The sequence below is a fragment of the Brevundimonas sp. genome (assembly GCF_016463485.1).
Taxonomy (GTDB): Bacteria; Pseudomonadota; Alphaproteobacteria; order Caulobacterales; family Caulobacteraceae; genus Brevundimonas.
In genome coordinates, this window is record NZ_JAEMRD010000060.1 from 1 (window position 1) to 18451 (window position 18451).

The following is an 18451-nucleotide window of genomic DNA, read 5'->3' on the forward strand; positions in this document are numbered from 1 at the left end:
CTGTTCAACACCGCCGCCGACGCCATGATCGCCCCCGAACTGATCCAGAAAGACGCCACGCCCGAAAAACTCGCCGCCGCCGTCGCCCGCCTCCTGTCCGACCCCGCCGCCCGCGCCGACCAGTCCGCCCGCCAGACGGCGGCGCTCGACCTCATGGGCCGGGAAGGGCGGGACCCTTCAGAGATCGCGGCGGAGGCGGTGTTGAAGGTGATTGCTGGAAAGTCTGAATTACGGGCCTGAAACGACTTCCGCTCTCGACCCCTTGCGGACCTAAGCTATCAGACGTCCGCGCCTCGGGGGTGCCGTGGTTAAGGCCGACGTATCGACCCTTCTGCTCGGCCTGCCGTATGTGGCTGTCTGTCGCCGGCAGTCTGGGACCTATCTGGTCGCCTTTGATGTGCCGTCTCGCTTGCGTCCGCTTGGCTGGCCACCATCGCGCCCTCTGCCATCGCTTGGCCGCACAAGCTTCGCCATAAGTGAGAATTGCCTTGCGGAAACAACCCAGAGATCTAGGGTCCTCAAGCACCGTTCGTAGAAAAGTCGGCTAGGAAACACATGCTTATTCAGTTCGGCGGTTCGGCCGCAGCCATCCTCAATCCCACGACTTTTGGCATCTTCGACGAGGGTGAGGCATACGATCTTTTCCAGCGATATTTCACTGGCAGCGAACGCACCGCAGGGTCAGGAATCGACTACACGCTCACCGATGGGCGCAGGCTGAGCCTGACGGATGTCAGCTCCTATTCTTCATCGACGGTCAACGGCGTGACGTCGGTTTCGAAACAGATCGAGTCCATCCTGGGCTATTTCCAAGGTGGTGCATCGTCATTCACCATCTCTTCCGCCGCCTATTCGACGTCTCGGTTTCTTTCTACGACGCGGACCAACTTCATTGAAGACCTGCTGTCGGGGTCTGACACCCTGGTCGGGACGTCGTTCAATGACCAACTGTTTGCGTTCGGTGGAGACGACACCCTCACGGGAGCAGCGGGTGCAGACTTGCTCGATGGCGGGGAAGGCAATGATATCCTGTCGGGCGGGGCGGGCAATGACATCATCCAGGGCGGAGCCGGGGTAGATACCGTCAACTTTGAAGATGCGACGTCTTCTGGCGTTTCAGTCGATCTTTCCAACGGGACCGCGACCGGATCATCCAGCGGATCTGACAGCATCGTCGGAGTCGAAAACATTCGCGGCTCGAACTTGAACGACGTTCTGCGTGGCGATGCGTTCGCCAATGTGATCGACGGCTTGCAGGGCAATGACATCCTCTTCGGCGGCGGCGGCAACGACACGATCATTGGGGGCGCTGGAGCGGACATCGCCGAGTTCTCCAGCGAATTCGCGGCTCACAGCATCAGCTTTGCCAACGGCACCCTGACCATCACGAGCGCGACTTCCGGAGTTGACACCCTTACCGGTGTGGAGGAACTGCGGTTCTCTGATCGGTCGGTTGCCGTGATCGCTGGCGGTGGACTCTCCCTGATCGGATCATCGTCGAGCGACGCGATCACAGGCACCAATGGCGCTGACGTCCTGATCGGCGGAGGTGCCGCCGACAATCTCACCGGAGGAGCCGGTGCCGACATTTTCCGGTACCAGTCCGCATCGGAGTCGGGGCCGACCACGTCAGACACGATTACGGACTTCGTGGTCGGCGAGGATCGCATTGATCTGACCGGCACGCTCCCGACGTCCATATCGGTTGCGCGGATCGCCGGCGGTGGATCGGTCGTCTTTGCCGAAACCCGGACTGGAGCTTTCCAGGCCTTCGTTCAGAACGCCAACCTCAACGGCACCGATTTCATCTACACCGGAAGCTTCGGCGTCTTCGTAATCGGGTCGACCGAAGCGGATGTCATCCAGGGCACCAACGCGCCCGATCCTATTCTCGGGAACGGTGGAGACGATGTCATCACCGGCGGCGGCGGCGCTGATGCGATTGAAGGCGGGGCAGGACGAGATACCTTCCGCTACACGGCGCTGGGCGATTCCAACCAGACCAACGGTTTCGACAACCTTTATGATTTCACCACGGGTCAGGATCGCATTGACCTGTCGCTCTTGAACGCCCGCTCGATCAGCATCCTTCGATCCGACAACGGTTCGAGCTTCATCTACGCCGAAACCGCCCAAGGCGTGTTTCTGACCACGGCGGCGCAGCGGACTGTGCAGGCGACCGACATCACCTACGGCAACGGCTTCGGCATCTACATGGTCGGGTCCGGCGTGGCGGATACCCTGGTCGGCACTTCGCTGGCCGATCCGATCGCGGGCGGTGGCGGCAACGACACCATCACCGGCGGTGGTGGCGCTGACGCCATGTTCGGCGATGCGGGCGCGGATACCTTCGTCTATGTGGCGGCCTCGGATTCGACGGCGGTCGCGACCGACGGGATATTCGGCTTCGTGTCCGGGACCGACAGGCTGGATCTGCGTCAGGTGCGGACGGGTGCGGCTGACACCTTCGGCATCGCCTATCTGGAAGGTGGGTCGTTCCTGTTCGTGGACCTGGGCGGCAACGGCTCGACAGATGTGGTCATCGGCTTGGCCGCGACGACGTTGGTTGCGTCAGACATCCTGTGGGCGACCGGCGCGATCGGCGAGGAACCGGCGGTAAAGGACACGGGCCCCCAGACCCTGCCGGGCGTGGATGAGGCCGATCTGTTCGGCGAGGACCTCATGTCCAATCTGTCTTCGCTCGACGGGCGGTTCATGCTGGACCTGAACCCCGACGCCGCGCGCGGCTTCTATCACGGCCAGGACTGGTATCTCTGACGATCGGCGAGGTCCGCTACGCCCCATCTCAGACGTCGAGTGGGACCGTTTTCTACCTCCAGCGGGCTCTCCCGCCGTCCAGAGTCCGCTACTTCTTCATCCACGGCTTCGACCGCCCGCTCGCGACCCGTGCCGCCTGCTCCCTCTGGAACTTCCCACCGCGCGGCGGCTTGGGTCGCGCCTCGATCCGAGCGGTCTTGAGGCGCAGGGCGCGCTGGACGGGGCTCTCTTCGGGCGTGGCCGTCGGGCGCGTGGGGTCGTCTTCGGGATCGCTCATGCACCCATCCTAGCACACCTCGCGCGTCCGATCCCGGCTGTCTCGAGGGCGTCAGGTTGCAAACTTCGCGCAACCAATCCCTTGCTGCGCAACGCATTGGTCCGCTGAAGGGGGCGTTCGACCAGCCCTGGTCCGGCGCTGATCTATAATGGGGGCATGACCCATCCCGATCCTCATACCCCTTCCAACCCGCAGACGCCCGACAAGCCGGCCGTCGATCCCTGGCCCCTGGCGCGGCGGGACTATCTGTCCGGCGTGTCCGCCGCCATCGTTGCAGAGCGTTACGGCCTGTCGGTCCGAACTCTGCAGCGTCGCGCGGCGGCCGAGGGATGGCGACACGCCGATGTCCGGCCGGCCACCCGGATACGCTCGGACTGGAACGGGCCGATCGGCAGCTTCATGCGCGAAATGATCGCGCGCGACGAGACGCTGGCCAACCGGCCCGAGTTCGCCCAGGTCTCTGCCGTGGCCGAGGAACAGCGATACGACCTGCTGTTTGCGCCGACCGCCCGAAACCTGCGCATCCATGCCTTTCATCAGGCGGCGGAGGCGGCTGCGATGGGCGAGTTCGCCGAGGCGACGGCCTGGATGCGGCTTCTGGCCCTGGTCGATCGCCATGCGGGGGTCGTGGATCACGACATCCGTCTGTACACCCCGGCCGATCATATGCGCGCCGACTATCTCGGTCAGTACGGGGCGCTGCGCGCCGACCACGAAGACACCCCGCCGGAATGGCCCGGCGGGGCGTGATCGCGCGCCTCATCGTGGCGCTTTGGCGGTTTGGCGGCGTGTTTTCAGACCGCCACCGCCATCTCAACCGCGCTGGGCGATCGGCACGTAATCGCGCTGGGTCGGGCCGGTATAGAGCTGACGCGGGCGACCGATCTTCTGCGCGGGATCGGCCAGCATCTCTTCCCACTGGGCGATCCAGCCCACGGTGCGGGCCAGGGCGAACAGGACGGTGAACATCGAGGTCGGGAAGCCCATCGCCGACAGGGTGATGCCGGAATAGAAGTCGACGTTCGGGAACAGCTTGCGCTCGATGAAATATTCGTCGTTCAGCGCGATCCGCTCCAGTTCCTTGGCGACCTGGAACAGCGGGTCGTTGGGGTCGCCGACGGCGGCCAGCACCTCGTCGGCGCTTTCCTTCATCACCGTCGCCCGGGGGTCGTAGTTCTTGTAGACCCGGTGGCCGAAGCCCATCAGCTTGTACTTCTTGGCCTTCACGCCCTCGATAAAGGCTGGAATCTTGTCGGGGGTGCCGATCTCTTTCAGCATGTTCAGCGCCTCTTCGTTGGCACCGCCGTGCGACGGGCCCCACAGGCAGGCGATGCCGGCGGCGATACAGGCGAAGGGATTGGCCCCCGACGACCCGGCCAGACGCACGGTCGAGGTCGAGGCGTTCTGCTCGTGGTCGGCATGCAGGGTGAAGATCCGGTCCATGGCCTTGGCCATCTTGGGATCGACCACATAGTCCTCGGCCGGCACCGCGAAGCACATCCGCAGGAAGTTCTCGGCATAGGACAGGTCGTTGCGCGGCGAAACAAACGGCTGACCGATGTGATATTTATAGGCCCGCGCGGCCAGGGTCGGCATCTTGGCGATCAGGCGGATGGCCGAAATGTTGCGCTGCACCGGATCATGGATGTCCAGGCTGTCGTGATAGAAGGCCGACAGGGCACCGACCGTCCCGACCATGATCGCCATCGGGTGGGCGTCGCGACGGAAGCCTTCGAAGAACCGGTCGAACTGCGAGTGCAGCATGGTGTGACGGGTGACGACCTTCTCGAACTCTTCGTATTCGGCCGCCGTGGGCAGTTCACCGTGCAGCAGCAGGTGACAGACCTCGATAAAGTTGGACTGCGACGCCAGCTGACCGATCGGATAACCCCGGTGCAGCAGGATCCCCTCGTCACCGTCGATATAGGTGATAGCGCTTTCGCAGGCCGCTGTGGAGGTGAAGCCGGGGTCGAAGGTGAAGTCCCCGGTCGCGCCGTACAGCTTTCGGATGTCGATGACGTCCGGCCCGATCGAGCCCGTCAGGACCGGAAGTTCGACGCTCTTGTCGCCGACGGTCAGGGTCGCGGTCTTGGCCGGTTCACTCATCAGATGCCCTCTCGATCCAGGGGCCGGGCAGTCATTGCCGCCGGTCCAGTTGTTTGTGGAAAATCACTTAGTCTGTTGCAGCGCATCATCCAAGCGCCCGATGGATTCTTCGCGCCCCAGCGCCGCCAGGGTCTTGGCGATATCGGGCGACACCCCGTCTCCGCTGAGCGCCGCACGCACCGCAGGGCCGATCTTGCCGAAGCCCACGGCCTCTTCCTCGGCAAAGACCTTGAGTTCGGCCTCCAGGGCAAAGACATCCCAGCTGGCGAACAGTTTCAGCCGGTCACGCAGCCGCCCGATCCGCTCGCCGGCCTCGCCGCTGAGCAGGGGCAGCGCCTTCTCATAGATTGCCAGAGGCCGCCGGCGCAGGACGAAGCCCGTCTGGTCAGCCAACTCCAGCACCGTCTTGGCCCGGTCCTTCACGAACGGCATGGCCTGCAACAGCCGCGCCTCGTCCTCTTCGTGCAGGACATGGCCGCGCTCCAGATGAACATCCAGCGTCTGTTTGGCCAGCCGGTCGTCATCGGCCAGCCGCATCCAGTGGGCGTTCACGTGGGCCAGTTTATCGAAGTCCAGCCTGGCCGGGGCCTTGCCGACGCCGTCGAGGTCGAACCATCCCTGCGCCTGTTCGTCACTGAACAGCTCGTCGTCCCCATGCGCCCAGCCCAGTCGGGCCAGATAGTTGCGCATGGCTTCGGGCAGATAGCCCATCTCGGCATACTCATGCACCGCCTGGGCCCCATGCCGCTTGGACAGTTTGGCTCCGTCCGGCCCGTGGATCAGGGGGATGTGCGCGAACGACGGCCGGGCCCAGCCCAGCGCATCGTAGATCAGGCTCTGCCGGGCCGCATTATTCAGGTGGTCGTCCCCCCGGATCACATGGGTCACTCCCATGTCGTGATCGTCGACGACCACGGCCAGATTGTAGGTCGGGGCCCCGTCCGTCCTCAGCAGCACCAGGTCGTCCAGGTCGCTGTTGGCCCATGTCACCTCGCCCTGAACCTCGTCTGCGACGACGACCGAGCCGGGCAGGGGACGGCGGAAACGGACCACGTGCGGCTGGGTGGGATCGCCCTCGGCCGGATCGCGGTCTCGCCACGGCGATTCGAATGGCCGCCGCTCGGCCTTGGCCGTGTCACGCAGCCGCCCGGTCTCCTCGGCGGAGGTGTAGTCGCGGTAGGCGTGGCCGGTCTCGACCAGGACCTGGACCACCTCGCGGTGCCTGTCGGCACGGGCGAACTGGAACACCGGCTCCTCGTCGGCGAAGAGCTCCAGCCAGGCCAGGCCGTCGAAGATGGCCTTGACTGCCTCATCGGTCGATCGCTCGCGATCCGTGTCCTCGACCCGCAACAGGAACTTGCCGTTGCGGCCCTTCGCGTAGAGATAGTTGAACAACGCCGTTCTCGCCCCGCCGATGTGCAGCGAGCCGGTCGGGGAGGGGGCGAAGCGGGTGACGACGGTCGAGGCTGAAGGGGGCAAGGAGGAAGAGGTCATATCGGGGGGGTCCGTTCGGGCCGCCCTTATACCGTCCGACGCGCCAAAGCCCAGCCTCGGCCGCCGTCTTCTGGCCGCCGCTTGGGACGAGGTTCTGGACCAGGGCCTGCGCTGGCGGCTCTGGGCCCCGGTCGCCTTCGGCGGCGGCTGTGCCGTCTATTTCAGCCTGCGGTTCGAACCACCACTCTGGCCGCTGGCCCTCGCGGCCCTGTCGGCCTGCGGTGTCTGGCTCGGAGCCCGGCATCGGGGTGCCCGACGTGCCGTGACCCTGCCGCTCATGCTGCTCGCCTGTCTGGCCCTGGGGCTGGCAGCGGCGAAATGGCGAACCGAGCGAGTCGCGGCACCGATTGCTCCGGCGCTCGCCGAGCCGACCGTGGTCGAGGGCTGGGTCGTCGATGTCGACAGCCCCGGTCAGAGCGGCGCCCGCGTTGTCCTTGCCACCACCCGAATACGCGGATTGGCGCCGGAGCTGACACCCATCCGGCTACGCGCCACGGTCAAGGGATTGCCGCCCCCACCCGGATCGCCGATCCGCCTGTTCGCTCTGGTCAATCCTCCGCCGGCTCCAGCCGCACCTGGAGCCTACGATTTCGGCCGCAATGCCTTCTTCCAGGGCCTGGGGGGTGTCGCCTTTTCGCTGTCGGAGACGCGAGAGGCCCGGCTTTCCCGCCCGCCTTGGGGTCTGCGCCTGGCCATGGCCGTCAACGGCGCACGCTTCGCCCTGGCCCAGCGGATCGTGGACCGGCTGAGCGAGCGGACGGGCGGAATCGCGGCGGCCATGGTCACCGGCCACGAGACCTGGATCGGACGCGAGGACCTCGACGCCATGCGCGATTCGGGTCTGGCCCACATCCTGTCGATCTCGGGCCTGCACATGGCCGTCGTCGGGGGCTTCGTCTTCTTCACCCTCCGGCTGGCCGTCGCCGCCTGGCCGTGGCTGGCACTCCGGGCCTCGGGCAAGAAGATCGCCGCGGTCGGAGGGCTCATCGCGGTCTGGACCTACCTGGTGGTGTCTGGCGCACCGCCGCCGGCCGAGCGGGCCGCCATCACCGCCTCGATCGCCTTCATCGCCATCCTTCTGGACCGACAGGCGATCACCATGCACGCCCTGGCCGTCGCGGCCCTCGTCGTGCTGGCGCTCCAGCCCGAGGCCATCGTCACGCCAGGGTTCCAGATGTCGTTCGCCGCCACTGCGGCCCTAGTCGCCTTGGTCGAAAGCTGGCCGCCGCGCGTGCGCGAGATCTCGGCACCCTGGCCGATCCTGGCCGTCCAAAGAATGGGCGGCTGGCTGGTCGCCGCCTGTGCCGCCAGCTTGGTCGCAGGCCTCGCCACCGGCCCGTTCGCCATGCAGCATTTCAACCGGACGGCCGTCTATGGGCTGTTCGCCAATCTCGCCACATCGCCGGTCGCCGACTTCATCATGATGCCGGCGCTCGCACTGGGGGCCCTGCTGGAGCCGATCGGACTGGGCGCGCCATTCCTGTGGCTCGCGGGCAAGGGCATCGACCTGATGCTGTGGATCGGTCACTGGACAGCGGGTCTGCCAGGCGCAGTCAGGACGGTGGCCAGCGCGCCGGACTATGTCCTGTCCATCGCCTTCCTGGGGGTTCTGTTCGTCTGTCTGTGGCGAGGGCGGCTGCGTTGGCTGGGCCTGCCGCTGGCCGCCGCCGTCCTGATCTGGCCCAGGGCCCCGACGCCCGACCTGTGGATCGGTGACGGTGGGACCAATGCCGCTTTCCATCGTGGGACCGACGCTGTCGTGGTGCGGCCCGGGGTGCGGGAATTCGCCGCCGATCTGTGGTCGCGACGGCGGGGCCTTACAATGACCGACCGTCCGGACGAGGGCTGGGTCTGCGGCCGCTTCGCTTGTGCGCCCCTTACCGCCGACGCCGGGCCGGTCGCTCTGTGGTGGGGCAGGAGGGTGCCGGCAGACGACGCCCTGTCGGCCCTGTGCGCCTCATCTCCCGTGGTCAGCGTCCGGGCGGTCGTGCCGAGCCTGCCCGACGCCTGCGCAGACACCCTGGTCCTGGACGGTACCGACTACGCTCGGGGAGGGGCCGTCGAACTCTGGCGCTCAGGTACCGGCTGGCGAGCGACCTGGACGACCGAAGTCCGTGGCGACCGACCCTGGAGCCGGATCGGCGACGCGGACGTCGCCGAATAGACGTCAGTGATAGCGGCGGAACAGACCCACCAGCTTGCCGCGCACATCGACCTGATCGGGGCCGAAGATGCGGGTCTCGTATGCGCGGTTGGCGGGCTCAAGCGCGATCGAGCCGCCCTTCTTGCGCAGGCGTTTCAGGGTGGCCTCTTCGCCCTCGACCACGGCGACGACGATCTCGCCGGACGAAGCGGTATCGACCTTCTTGATGACCACATAGTCGCCGTCGAGGATGCCGGCCTCGATCATCGAGTCGCCCTCGATCTCGAGCATATAGTGCTCCCCGGCGCTGAGCATCGATTCCGGCACCGGGTAGCGGCTGGTTTCATGCTCAATGGCCGCGATGGGCGTGCCGGCCGCGATCTTGCCCAGCATCGGCAGGTCACGCGTATCGTTGGCCGCCTCGACAGACGACAGTCGGCCGCCGCCCTCGATCACGCCGGGCTTGAAGGGTGTGCGGCCGCCGCGCGGTGCGGCGGTCGTGGCCTGTTCCGGCATCTTGGTGACTTCCAGGGCGCGCGCCCGGTGCGCCAGCCTGCGGATGAACCCGCGTTCCTCCAGGGCCGTGATCAGCCGGTGGATGCCCGACTTGGAGGCCAGATCCAGCGCTTCCTTCATCTCGTCGAACGAGGGGGACACGCCGGTTTCCTTGATCCGCTCATGAATGAACATGAGGAGCTCGTGCTGTTTCTTGGTGAGCATGGCGTCGAATCGTCCAGAACAAGGCGTGAACCGTTGCCGGTGTTCTGTAAGTGTTCTTCACTAATGTCAACTTAACGGCGCGTGGCCGCTATGCCAGCAGCGCCCGCGTCGCCGCTTCCACGTCCGCCTGACGCATCAGGCTTTCGCCGACAAGGATCGCGCGGGCCCCGTCGCGCGTCACATGGGCGACGTCAGCGGGGGTGAAGACGCCGCTTTCGGCGACCAGAAGGGCACCCCGCGGACTCATGGGGGCCAGACGGGCCGTCGTGTCCATGTCGACCTCGAAGCTGCGCAGCGACCGGTTGTTGACGCCGATCAGGTCGCCGCCCAGCGCCACGGCGCGGGCCATTTCGGCCTCGTCGTGGGTCTCGATCAGGGCGTCCATGCCGAAACGCCCGGCCTCGGCCAGCAGGTCGGCGGCGAGGGCGTCGTCGATCATGGCCAAGATGATCAGAATGCAGTCGGCGCCGAGCGACCGGCTCTCGGCGACCTGCCACGGATCGACGAGGAAGTCCTTGCGCAGGCAGGGCAGGGCGACGGCGGCGCGTGCTGCGACCAGATAATCGTCGGCACCCTGGAAACTGGGCCCATCGGTCAGGACGGACAGGCAGGCGGCACCTCCGGCCTCATAGGCGCGGGCAAGGGCGGGCGGGTCGAAATCAGCGCGGATCAGGCCCTTGGACGGACTGGCCTTCTTGATCTCGGCGATCAGGGCGGGGCGGCCTGCTGTGGCCTTGCGTTCGAGGGCGGCACGGAAGCCGCGCGGCATTCCCGCGATGGCGGCGAGACCCTCGATCTCGGCCTGGGTGGTCGCGGCCTTGCGGACGGCGACCTCGTCGCGCTTGTAGGCGGCAATCCGGGCGAGGACGTCATCAACGGGAGTGGTCATGTGGGCTCCTCGACCGGCAGGGGCGTCGAGGTGATTCGGGCGAGGGCTTCCAGAGCAGCGGCCGCCTTGCCGTCGTCGATTGCGGCGGCGGCCAAGGCCACGCCGGACTTCAGATCATCGGCCCGGTCGGCGACGACAAGGGCGGCGGCGGCGTTCAGCAGCACCACGTCGCGGTAGGGTCCGGTCGCGCCGGCCACCAGGGCGCGGATGGCAGCGGCGTTGACCTCTGCGTCGCCGCCGCGAAGGCTCTCGATGTCGGTCAGGCGCAGACCGGCGTCCTCGGGTGTGACGGTGAACCGGTGCACCCGACCGTCCTTCCATTCGGCGACCTCGGTCGGGCCGGTGGTAGTCAGTTCGTCCAGACCCATGCCGTGGACGGTCCAGGCACGGACCGCGCCAAGGCGACCCAGCACCTCGACGAGAGGCTCCAGCAGTCTGGGATCATAGACCCCCATGACCTGGCGTTTCGCAGACGCCGGATTGGAAAGCGGGCCCAACAGGTTGAATACCGTCCGAAACCCGATCTCGGCCCGGATCGGCGTGACGTGACGCATGGCACCGTGGAAGCTGGGCGCGAACAGGAAGCAGATGCCGGCCTCGTCCAGGGCCTGACGTTGTTGGGCCATTCCGGCGGTGAGGTCCACGCCCAGCGCCGCCAGAACGTCGGACGACCCGGATTTGGAGCTCAGGGCGCGGTTGCCATGCTTGGCGACCTTCAGGCCCGCGCCGGCCAGAACCAGGGCCGCCGCCGTCGAGATGTTGAAGGTGTGCTGGCCGTCGCCGCCGGTGCCGCAGGTGTCGATGACGTCGTAGGGGTGATCCAGCGTCACCGCCGCGTCGCGCATGGCCCCGGCGAAGGCGGCGATTTCCTCGACCGTCTCGCCCCGGATACGCAGGGCGGTGACGGCGGCGGCGACCTGAGCCGGAGTCGGTTCGCCGCGCAGGCAGGCGGCGAAGAAGTCGCCGGCCTCGGCCGCGCTCAGGGTCTGGCCGTCGACCAGCTTGGCCAACAGGGGCTTGATCTCGGCGGACATGGCTTCAGACCATGGCCAGGCGCTTGACGCCCGCCTGATCCAGGAAGTTGGCCAGCATGGCGTGGCCGTGTTCGGTGGCGATCGATTCAGGGTGGAACTGGACGCCGTGGATGGGCCGGTCGTGGTGCTGGAAGCCCATGATCTCGCCGTCCTCGGTCCAGGCGGTGACGTTCAGGGTGTTGGGCAGGGTCTCGCGCGACACAGCCAGGGAATGATACCGCGTCGCCGTAAACGGCGAGGGAAGACCTGTGAACATCCCCTTGTTTTCATGCAGGATCGGCGAGGTCTTTCCGTGCATGACGGTCTTGGCGCGCACGACGTGTCCGCCCATGGCCTGGCCGATCGCCTGATGGCCAAGGCAGACGCCCAGGATCGGCATGGTCAGGGGCGCGGTGTCGATCAGGGCCAGGCAGATGCCCGCCTGATCCGGCGCGCACGGGCCGGGCGACAGCAGCACCGCCTCGGGTTTCAACGTCCAGGCCTCGGCGGCCGTCAGGTCGTCGTTGCGCACGACCTTCGTCTCCGCGCCCAGCTCCGCCAGGTAGTGGACGAGGTTGTAGGTAAAGCTGTCGTAGTTATCGACGACGAGGATCATGCGGGACTTCTAGGGCGTGTCACCGCCCCCGCCAAGCTCAAGGTTGGCCGGAAACCGTCCGTTAACGACATCCGCGCTTTGCTCCTCTATCCGCCGGAGCCCGCCATGAGCCGCATCCTCGCCAGTATCGACAGGTCCAGCATCGACCGGGCTCGTGCGCTTCTGATCGAGGCCGAACAGGCCGGCGGCCATCCGCTGGGTGCGCTCGGCGCAGCGGCCCTCGCCGCGACGGCGGCCATCGCCATGGCCGGGGTCATGATCCTGGGTACCGGGATCGCACTGGACCAGCCGAACGCGCCGACTGAAGTGTCCGAGACTTTCTGAATTTCAATCACCTGATCCGCCCACGCCAGAACGCCCCGTCGGGGCGATGCCCGCGAGGTGGAGAGGTGACGGAGCGCGGACCGACGTCCGGAACCGATGATGTCCCCCCGCCTGAGAAGGGACGCTTGAATTTTCGACGTCAGCCTGCGCTCCGTCCGGTCGATTTAGCGCAAGCGCGTCGGGTTCCGGGCTCTTCTGCCGGGACCGCAGGGGGCTTCCCCCACGGTTTCGATCTGACCCGGTTCGCCCCTGACCGACTACACTCAGCCTGCGACGGGTGAGAGGCTACCAGACCCCTCGGACCCCGTGTGTTGGCACAGGGCTGTATCCCGCTCGACCGATCCCCGCCGCCGCTTCAGGCCTGGTACCAAGAGGCGCCTCCCCATGCGACGGGAACGGCTGGACCTTACCACGGTGTGGAGGGGTGGTTGGTCGACGGTGTCTGCCTGACGTCAGAATCGGTCGTATCGGCAGGCGGGGCAAGGGATTGGGTGTGGCGAGGTTCGTTAGTTGAGCGCGCTGCTATACCCCTTCTTTCGTCATCCTCCGGCAAGCCGCGCCTTCGCGGCGCTGACCGGGGGACCCAGCGGCGCCGATAGGCGATCTGTTCCAGGCACAATATTCGACGCCAGAGTCCGCGACAGATTCGCGCTCTCGCGCGCCGCTGGGTCCCCCGGTCTCGCTACGCTCGCCGGAGGATGACGAAAGTAGGCGGGCGATCCTAGACCGTGCCACCCTCATTCAGCACAGCTCCAAGTTCAAACCGCCAGGCGTCCTCGGCGGCGCGCATCGGAGCGCGGGCCTTGGCGATCGTTTCGGCGTATTCGGCGGCGGGGTCACTGTCGGCGACGACGCCAGCACCCGCCTGGACGAAGACCTTGCCGTCGGCGAACATGGCGGTGCGCAGGACGATGCAGATGTCGGCCTCGCCGCCGGCCGAGATGTATCCGACACCGCCGCCGTAGCCGACGCCGCGCTTCTCGCCCTCCAGCTCGTCGATGATCTCCATGGCCCGGACCTTGGGCGCGCCGGACAGGGTGCCGGCGGGCAGGGCGGCCAGCAGGGTATCGACGGCGTCCAGGTCCGGGTGGGAGCGCCCCTCGACGTTGGAGACGATGTGCATGACCTGGCTGTAGCGTTCGACCTTGAAGCTCTCGGTCACCTTGACCGTGCCCGGGGCCGAGACGCGGCCGACGTCGTTGCGGCCCAGGTCGAGCAGCATCAGATGCTCGGCGCATTCCTTGGGATCGGCCAGGAGTTCGGCCTCCAGACGGCGGTCCTCTTCCGGGGTCGCGCCGCGCGCACGCGTACCGGCCAGCGGGCGGATGGTGACGCCGCCGTCCTTGAGCCGCACCAGGATCTCCGGGCTGGACCCGGCCAGCTGGAAGTCGCCGAAATTGAGGAAGAACAGATAGGGCGAGGGGTTCTGGCGGCGCAGGGAGCGGTAGAAGGCGAACGGGTCGCCGGACCACGGCGCGCTGAACCGGTGGCTGAGCACCACCTGGAAGATGTCGCCGGCGGCGATATACTCCTTGGCGCGGGCGATCATGCCGCCATAGGCCGCGCCGTCCACGGGCGAGGCGAAGGCGGGAACCGGCGTCTGTTCGGCACCCATCCGGCCCAGCAGCGGGCGGCGCAGGCGGGCTTCGAAATCGTCGAGCCGGGCGTTTGCGGCGGTCCAGGCGGCGGCTTCGTTCAGGCCGGCGTCGGTATAGACGGTCGCGACCATGACGATCTCGCGCCGGACCGAATCGAACATGGCCACCAGCGACGGCCGGGTCAGGACCGCATCGGGCAGGTCCAGCGGGTCTGGATTGGGCGCGCCGAGCGGCTCCAGCAACCGCACCATGTCATAGCCGAACACCCCGAACAGGCCGGCCGCCATCGGAGGCAGCTCACCGTAGGGCGTGGACTTCAGATCGAAGGCGGTGGCGGCGATCAGGGCGCGCAGGGATTGCAGGGCGGGCAGGGTCTCAGGGCTGAACCGGTCGGCCTCGACGGCCTCGGCCCCGCGCGCGATCTCGGCCACCCCGCCGCGACAGCGCCAGACCACGTCGGGCTCAAGCGTGATGATCGAATAGCGGCCGTTCAGCGCGCCGCCCTCGACCGATTCCAGCAGGAAGGCGTGCCGACGGCCCAGCCCGACCTTCAGATAGGCCGATACCGGCGTTTCCAGGTCGTCGATCAGTCGCCGCACCACGACGGCGGGACGACCGGCCGTCAGGCTGGCCGCGAACGCTGCCCGGTCGTCTGGCCCCCCAGCCTGTGTCACTGCGCCGGAGTCTGGGCCGGAGCGGGGGCCGGGGTGGTCGCCGTGGCCGGATCGACGCCCAGGGCCTGGAGCGCGAAATCCGTGTCGCTCTTGGCCTTGGAGCGCAGGGCACCGGCGGCCAAAGCGTTCTCGACCATGGCATTGCCCATCTGTTCGGCCATGCGGGCGCGGACCTGTTCGGCGACGGGGGCGGCCAGGGCCGGGACCGCCGGACGGATCGCATCGACGCGGCCGACGACATAGGCGCTTTCGGAAGCAGGGCCAGAGAAGACCTGGCCCTTGCCCTGTCCGAACAGACCTTCCATCACGCCCTGACCGATCTCGGTCTGGACCTGCGGGTTCTGTTGCAGCGACGCGCGGGTGATCAGGGTGCCCCCCGCCGAGGCGGCGACGGCGGCAATGTCCTGGCCCTGACGGACGCGGCTGGCCAGTTCCTCGGCCTTGGCGGCCAGGCGTTTGGCGCTCTCACGCAGCACCCATTGCTGGGCCAGGGGCTCGCGGATGTCGGCCAGGGCGGGCAGGGCCGCGGGACGGATATCAGTCAGACGCAGCACGAAATACTGGCCCTGACCCGCATCGATCACGTCCGACTCGCCGCCCTTGGACAGGGCATAGGCCGATTGCAGGATCTGGGGCGGGGCGTTCATCGGCTGGCCGTCCGGCAGTTTGCCGTCCTGGGTGAAGGGCGGCAGGGGGATGATGCGTCCGCCGATCTCGGCGGCGGCCTGATCCAGGGTCTTGCCCTCCGAACGGGCCTTTTCGTACTTCTCGACGCGGGCGAAGACGGCACCCTTGGCGTCTTCGGTGCGCAGCTCGTTGATGATGGCCTCACGGGCGCTTTCCAGCGTGGCGGCGGCGCCCGGCGTAACGGCCGAGACCTGAGCAACCGTGAAGCCGACCCGGCCCTGGACCGCATTGGTCACCTGACCGGCCGAGGCACCGAAGACGGCGGCGGCGACGGCGGGATCGGTCACCGCGGCGCGCGGCGTGGCGTTGAAGGTCGCGGGCTGGACCCCGCCGTTGGCCTGACCGGCCTGTGCCGGGGTCTGGCCGGCGCGAAGGGCAGCGGCGATCGCATCGGCTGCGGCCTTGGTCGGGGCGGTCAGGGTGACGAAGGTGCGGGTCTCCGGCGTCGACAGCGCGTCCTTGCGGAAGTTGAAGCGCTCGACGATCCGGGCCTCAGGGATTGCGGCGGCGGTGTCGGACGGGTTGTTGAAGAGCAGCAACGAGGCCATGCGGAACTCGGGACGGCGCAGCTGGGCGGCGTTCTCGCTCAGGAAGGCCTGGAGCTGGGCGTCGGTGGGGGCCGGGGCCGTGCCCGCCATGGCCTGGGTCACCTCGAACCAGCGACCGTCGCGGCTTTCCATGGCACGGGCGGCCAGGACGGCACCATAGACGCGCGGCAGGCGGAGACCGGCGAAGGCGGCCGAGCCATAGTGGTTCACCGCGTACTGGTCGCGGAATTCCTGTTCCAAGCGCTGGGCGGTCAGGCCCTGCTCGGCCAGTTTGGACTGATACTGCGTCTCATCGAACTGGCCGGTGACGCCGTTGAAGAAGGCGGGGATCTCGCGGATCTGCTTGACGACCAGTTCCTTGCCGGGACGGATGCCGGCCTTCCAGGCCCAGTTCAGGAAGCCGAGCTGGCGGGTCTGCTCCTCCAGATAACGGACGTGGAGGTTCTCCTTGACCATGTCGTCGATCGTGACCGGGCGCTGGGCCCGTTCAGTCAGGCTCTCACGCAGGCGATCGAAGTCGGCGCGGAACTGGGCCTGATCGACCTTGCGGTCTCCGGCCGAGATCACGTGCTTGCCGCCCAGGCTGGCGAAGACGTCCAGCTGGGTTCCGCCGGTGACGACGACGGCCAGGCCGACGATGGCGATCAGGATCAGGGCGAACTTGGACCTGGCGAAATTGCGGAACAGAGTGATCATCTTCGAACCTGACGGACGGCGGCCAAGGAACCGGAGACGGGGCGCCGCCCCGGCGTATAGGCAGGGGGCGACGGCACGGCAAGCGGCCCTGCGGGCGTGGACAGCCCGCAACAGCTCCGGTGCATCGCCATTGCGGCGGGAGCTTGGCCGGCTTCTCGCCTCTTGGCTTTCGGCCGGAGGGCGCCTTATGAGGGCGTCATGAAACAATCCGTGAAGTTGATCGCCGGCAATTGGAAGATGAACGGCCTGGGGGCCAGTCTGGCCGAGGCTCGGGCCCTTTCCGAGGCTCTTGCGAGCGAGGCTGCCGCCTGTCGCGTGGCCCTTTGCCCGCCCGCCACACTGGTTCACCGCCTGGGCGAGGCCGTCGCGGGCGGTGTCGTCGAGGTCGGGGGGCAGGACTGCCATGCCGAGGCGTCGGGCGCCTTCACCGGCTCGACCTCGGCCGCCATGCTGGCCGATGCGGGGGCGACCCTGGTCATCCTGGGCCACTCGGAGCGCCGCGCGGGCTTTGGCGAGACCGACGCCGACGTCGCCGCCAAGGTCGAGGCCGCGCTGGCCGCCGGGCTGGAACCCATCATCTGCGTCGGGGAGACCCTGGACCAGCGTCAGGCCGGCGAGGCCGTCTCCGTTGTCAGCGCCCAGATCGCGGGTTCGCTGCCGACATCCCTGTCCGGAAAGGCCTTCGCCGTCGCCTATGAGCCCGTCTGGGCCATCGGCACCGGCCTGACGCCCACGCTGGAGCAGATCGAGGAGGTCCACGCCGCCGTCCGCGCCGCCATGGTCCAACGGCTGCGGGAGGGCGGTCGCACGGCCCCGATCCTTTACGGCGGCTCGGTCAAGCCGTCGAACGCCGCCGAAATCCTGGCCGTGGCCGAGGTCGGTGGTGCCCTGGTCGGCGGCGCCTCGCTGAAGGCCGCCGACTTCCTCGGCATCATCCGCGCGGGCTGATGCTCAAGTTCGTCCTCTTTGTGCTGTTCACAGTGGTGGTCACGGCCGCCCTGGTGTTCTGTCTGCGGTCGGGCCGGTTCAGCTATCGGGGCCTGACCGGCTCCCGGGCCGAGACCCCGGGCCGGTATTGGGCCGTCATCGCCTTTCTGGCGGCATTCGCGGCGGCCGGGGCCTGGTCCACGATACGCCTGGCCCAGGTGGTGCTGGCCGTCTGAGGCCCAACCCTCGCCGTTGCCGCGCGCGTTCAGGGATGTTAGACGCCGCCGCTTGATCGGCGCGACCAGCGCCACATATGTAAGCCGCCATGCTCCAGACCATTCTCCTCGTCGTCATGATCCTGATCTCGATCGCCCTGACCGGGGTGGTCCTGCTGCAACGCTCCGAAGGGGGCGCGCTCGGCATGGGCGGCGGGCCGTCGAATTTCATGACCGCGCGCGGGGCCGGCAACCTGCTCAGCACCGTGACCTGGTGGCTGGGGGGTGCCTTCTTCGTCTGTGCCATCTCGCTGACGATCGTGGGCAACATCGATCGCGGCAATCAGTCGATCATTGATTCGGACGCCGTCGGCTCAATCGCCGTCGATCAGCCGAGCACGCCATCCCAGACCGCGCCGGCCACCGCGACGCCCGCCCAACCGGCCGCCCCGACCCTGCAGGACCTGGAAGCCTCGGTCGTCGCTCCACCAGCCGCGACCCCGGCCCAACCGGCCCCGACGCAGTAGGGTGACGACGGCGGGCCACCCCGCCGCCTTTCCCGCCACCTCCGCCTTCAACGAGCGCGCACCCGTCCGGGCCGCGCTCGTTTCGGTTTTCAACAGGGGATTTGCCGTTCGCCCCGGCGCATCCCCGAATCACCCGCTAAGGTGACCCCCCATGGCTCGTTATGTGTTCATCACCGGCGGCGTGGTTTCCTCGCTTGGAAAAGGCCTCGCCTCCGCCGC

16 protein-coding genes and 1 pseudogene are annotated in these 18451 nt (G+C 67.5%); 8 read left to right on the forward strand and 9 right to left on the reverse strand.

All coding sequences use genetic code 11. The features are described from left to right. Positions 1-240: pseudogene (locus tag JHC99_RS10205) on the forward strand (lipid-A-disaccharide synthase); the annotation flags it as partial. A 315-nt stretch (positions 241-555) separates the two neighbouring features. After that, positions 556-2778: a calcium-binding protein gene (locus tag JHC99_RS10210; protein ID WP_292153910.1), complete on the forward strand. Its 2223-nt coding sequence runs from the start codon at positions 556-558 to the stop codon at positions 2776-2778. Positions 2779-2866: 88 nt separating this feature from the next. Here JHC99_RS10210 and JHC99_RS10215 read toward each other — a convergent pair whose 3' ends face one another. Then, on the reverse strand, positions 2867-3055 hold the full coding sequence (locus JHC99_RS10215; protein ID WP_292153912.1) for a hypothetical protein: 189 nt from the start codon (positions 3053-3055) through the stop codon (positions 2867-2869). A 156-nt stretch (positions 3056-3211) separates the two neighbouring features. Here JHC99_RS10215 and JHC99_RS10220 point away from each other — a divergent pair, with 156 nt between their 5' ends. Beyond that, the gene (locus tag JHC99_RS10220; RefSeq protein WP_292153915.1) at positions 3212-3805 is read left to right on the forward strand and encodes a hypothetical protein; all 594 of its coding nucleotides are present in this window, start codon (positions 3212-3214) and stop codon (positions 3803-3805) included. A gap of 63 nt (positions 3806-3868) precedes the next feature. Here the strand turns inward: JHC99_RS10220 and gltA are convergent, their stop codons facing one another. Continuing rightward, positions 3869-5161, reverse strand: coding sequence for a citrate synthase (gene gltA / locus JHC99_RS10225; protein ID WP_292153917.1), 1293 nt, complete (start codon positions 5159-5161; stop codon positions 3869-3871). A 63-nt stretch (positions 5162-5224) separates the two neighbouring features. Further along, a complete protein-coding gene (gene gltX / locus JHC99_RS10230; RefSeq protein WP_292153919.1) occupies positions 5225-6655 on the reverse strand; it encodes a glutamate--tRNA ligase in 1431 nt (476 codons plus the stop codon). Between gltX and JHC99_RS10235 the strand changes: the two genes are divergently transcribed. Beyond that, a complete protein-coding gene (locus tag JHC99_RS10235; RefSeq protein WP_292153921.1) occupies positions 6612-8819 on the forward strand; it encodes a ComEC/Rec2 family competence protein in 2208 nt (735 codons plus the stop codon). The genes gltX and JHC99_RS10235 overlap by 44 nt on opposite strands. A 3-nt stretch (positions 8820-8822) precedes the next feature. Here the strand turns inward: JHC99_RS10235 and lexA are convergent, their stop codons facing one another. From lexA to JHC99_RS10255, 4 genes are all read right to left on the reverse strand, one after another. Beyond that, positions 8823-9518 (reverse strand): transcriptional repressor LexA, encoded by a 696-nt coding sequence (gene lexA / locus JHC99_RS10240; RefSeq protein ID WP_292153923.1) that lies wholly within the window; start codon positions 9516-9518, stop codon positions 8823-8825. An 88-nt stretch (positions 9519-9606) separates the two neighbouring features. After that, entirely contained in the window at positions 9607-10407 is an 801-nt protein-coding gene (gene trpC, locus JHC99_RS10245; protein WP_292153924.1) for an indole-3-glycerol phosphate synthase TrpC, read from the reverse strand. Next, entirely contained in the window at positions 10404-11441 is a 1038-nt protein-coding gene (gene trpD, locus JHC99_RS10250) for an anthranilate phosphoribosyltransferase (RefSeq protein WP_292153926.1), read from the reverse strand. Before trpD ends, trpC begins: the two co-directional genes overlap by 4 nt. A 4-nt stretch (positions 11442-11445) precedes the next feature. Beyond that, complete coding sequence (locus tag JHC99_RS10255) at positions 11446-12036, reverse strand: aminodeoxychorismate/anthranilate synthase component II (RefSeq protein ID WP_292153927.1); 591 nt, start codon at positions 12034-12036, stop codon at positions 11446-11448. A gap of 105 nt (positions 12037-12141) precedes the next feature. Between JHC99_RS10255 and JHC99_RS10260 the strand changes: the two genes are divergently transcribed. Next, the gene (locus JHC99_RS10260; protein ID WP_292153929.1) at positions 12142-12360 is read left to right on the forward strand and encodes a peptidoglycan-binding protein; all 219 of its coding nucleotides are present in this window, start codon (positions 12142-12144) and stop codon (positions 12358-12360) included. Positions 12361-13081: 721 nt separating this feature from the next. Here the strand turns inward: JHC99_RS10260 and trpE are convergent. Beyond that, positions 13082-14632: an anthranilate synthase component I gene (gene trpE / locus JHC99_RS10265; RefSeq protein ID WP_292153931.1), complete on the reverse strand. Its 1551-nt coding sequence runs from the start codon at positions 14630-14632 to the stop codon at positions 13082-13084. Beyond that, entirely contained in the window at positions 14629-16563 is a 1935-nt protein-coding gene (locus tag JHC99_RS10270; protein ID WP_292153933.1) for a peptidylprolyl isomerase, read from the reverse strand. Before JHC99_RS10270 ends, trpE begins: the two co-directional genes overlap by 4 nt. 198 nt (positions 16564-16761) lie before the next feature. On the opposite strand from JHC99_RS10270, the gene tpiA reads away from it, so the two are divergent. From tpiA to secG, 3 genes are all read left to right on the forward strand, one after another. Beyond that, positions 16762-17511 (forward strand): triose-phosphate isomerase, encoded by a 750-nt coding sequence (gene tpiA, locus JHC99_RS10275; RefSeq protein ID WP_292153935.1) that lies wholly within the window; start codon positions 16762-16764, stop codon positions 17509-17511. Further along, positions 17511-17726 carry a hypothetical protein gene (locus tag JHC99_RS10280; protein ID WP_292153936.1) on the forward strand — a complete coding sequence of 72 codons (216 nt, stop codon included), beginning with the start codon at positions 17511-17513 and terminating at the stop codon, positions 17724-17726. Before tpiA ends, JHC99_RS10280 begins: the two co-directional genes overlap by 1 nt. 89 nt (positions 17727-17815) lie before the next feature. Then, positions 17816-18232 carry a preprotein translocase subunit SecG gene (gene secG / locus JHC99_RS10285; RefSeq protein WP_292153938.1) on the forward strand — a complete coding sequence of 139 codons (417 nt, stop codon included), beginning with the start codon at positions 17816-17818 and terminating at the stop codon, positions 18230-18232. Positions 18233-18451 lie beyond the last annotated feature (219 nt).

Coding starts and splice junctions, on each gene's coding strand:
- JHC99_RS10255 (WP_292153927.1), bottom strand. CDS start 12,036: ATGATCCTCGTCGTCGATAACTACGACAGCTTTACCTACAACCTCGTC.
- lexA (WP_292153923.1), bottom strand. CDS start 9,518: ATGCTCACCAAGAAACAGCACGAGCTCCTCATGTTCATTCATGAGCGG.
- JHC99_RS10215 (WP_292153912.1), bottom strand. CDS start 3,055: ATGAGCGATCCCGAAGACGACCCCACGCGCCCGACGGCCACGCCCGAA.
- JHC99_RS10260 (WP_292153929.1), top strand. CDS start 12,142: ATGAGCCGCATCCTCGCCAGTATCGACAGGTCCAGCATCGACCGGGCT.
- gltX (WP_292153919.1), bottom strand. CDS start 6,655: ATGACCTCTTCCTCCTTGCCCCCTTCAGCCTCGACCGTCGTCACCCGC.
- JHC99_RS10270 (WP_292153933.1), bottom strand. CDS start 16,563: ATGATCACTCTGTTCCGCAATTTCGCCAGGTCCAAGTTCGCCCTGATC.
- trpD (WP_292153926.1), bottom strand. CDS start 11,441: ATGTCCGCCGAGATCAAGCCCCTGTTGGCCAAGCTGGTCGACGGCCAG.
- JHC99_RS10280 (WP_292153936.1), top strand. CDS start 17,511: ATGCTCAAGTTCGTCCTCTTTGTGCTGTTCACAGTGGTGGTCACGGCC.
- JHC99_RS10210 (WP_292153910.1), top strand. CDS start 556: ATGCTTATTCAGTTCGGCGGTTCGGCCGCAGCCATCCTCAATCCCACG.
- trpC (WP_292153924.1), bottom strand. CDS start 10,407: ATGACCACTCCCGTTGATGACGTCCTCGCCCGGATTGCCGCCTACAAG.
- tpiA (WP_292153935.1), top strand. CDS start 16,762: ATGAAACAATCCGTGAAGTTGATCGCCGGCAATTGGAAGATGAACGGC.
- secG (WP_292153938.1), top strand. CDS start 17,816: ATGCTCCAGACCATTCTCCTCGTCGTCATGATCCTGATCTCGATCGCC.
- gltA (WP_292153917.1), bottom strand. CDS start 5,161: ATGAGTGAACCGGCCAAGACCGCGACCCTGACCGTCGGCGACAAGAGC.
- JHC99_RS10220 (WP_292153915.1), top strand. CDS start 3,212: ATGACCCATCCCGATCCTCATACCCCTTCCAACCCGCAGACGCCCGAC.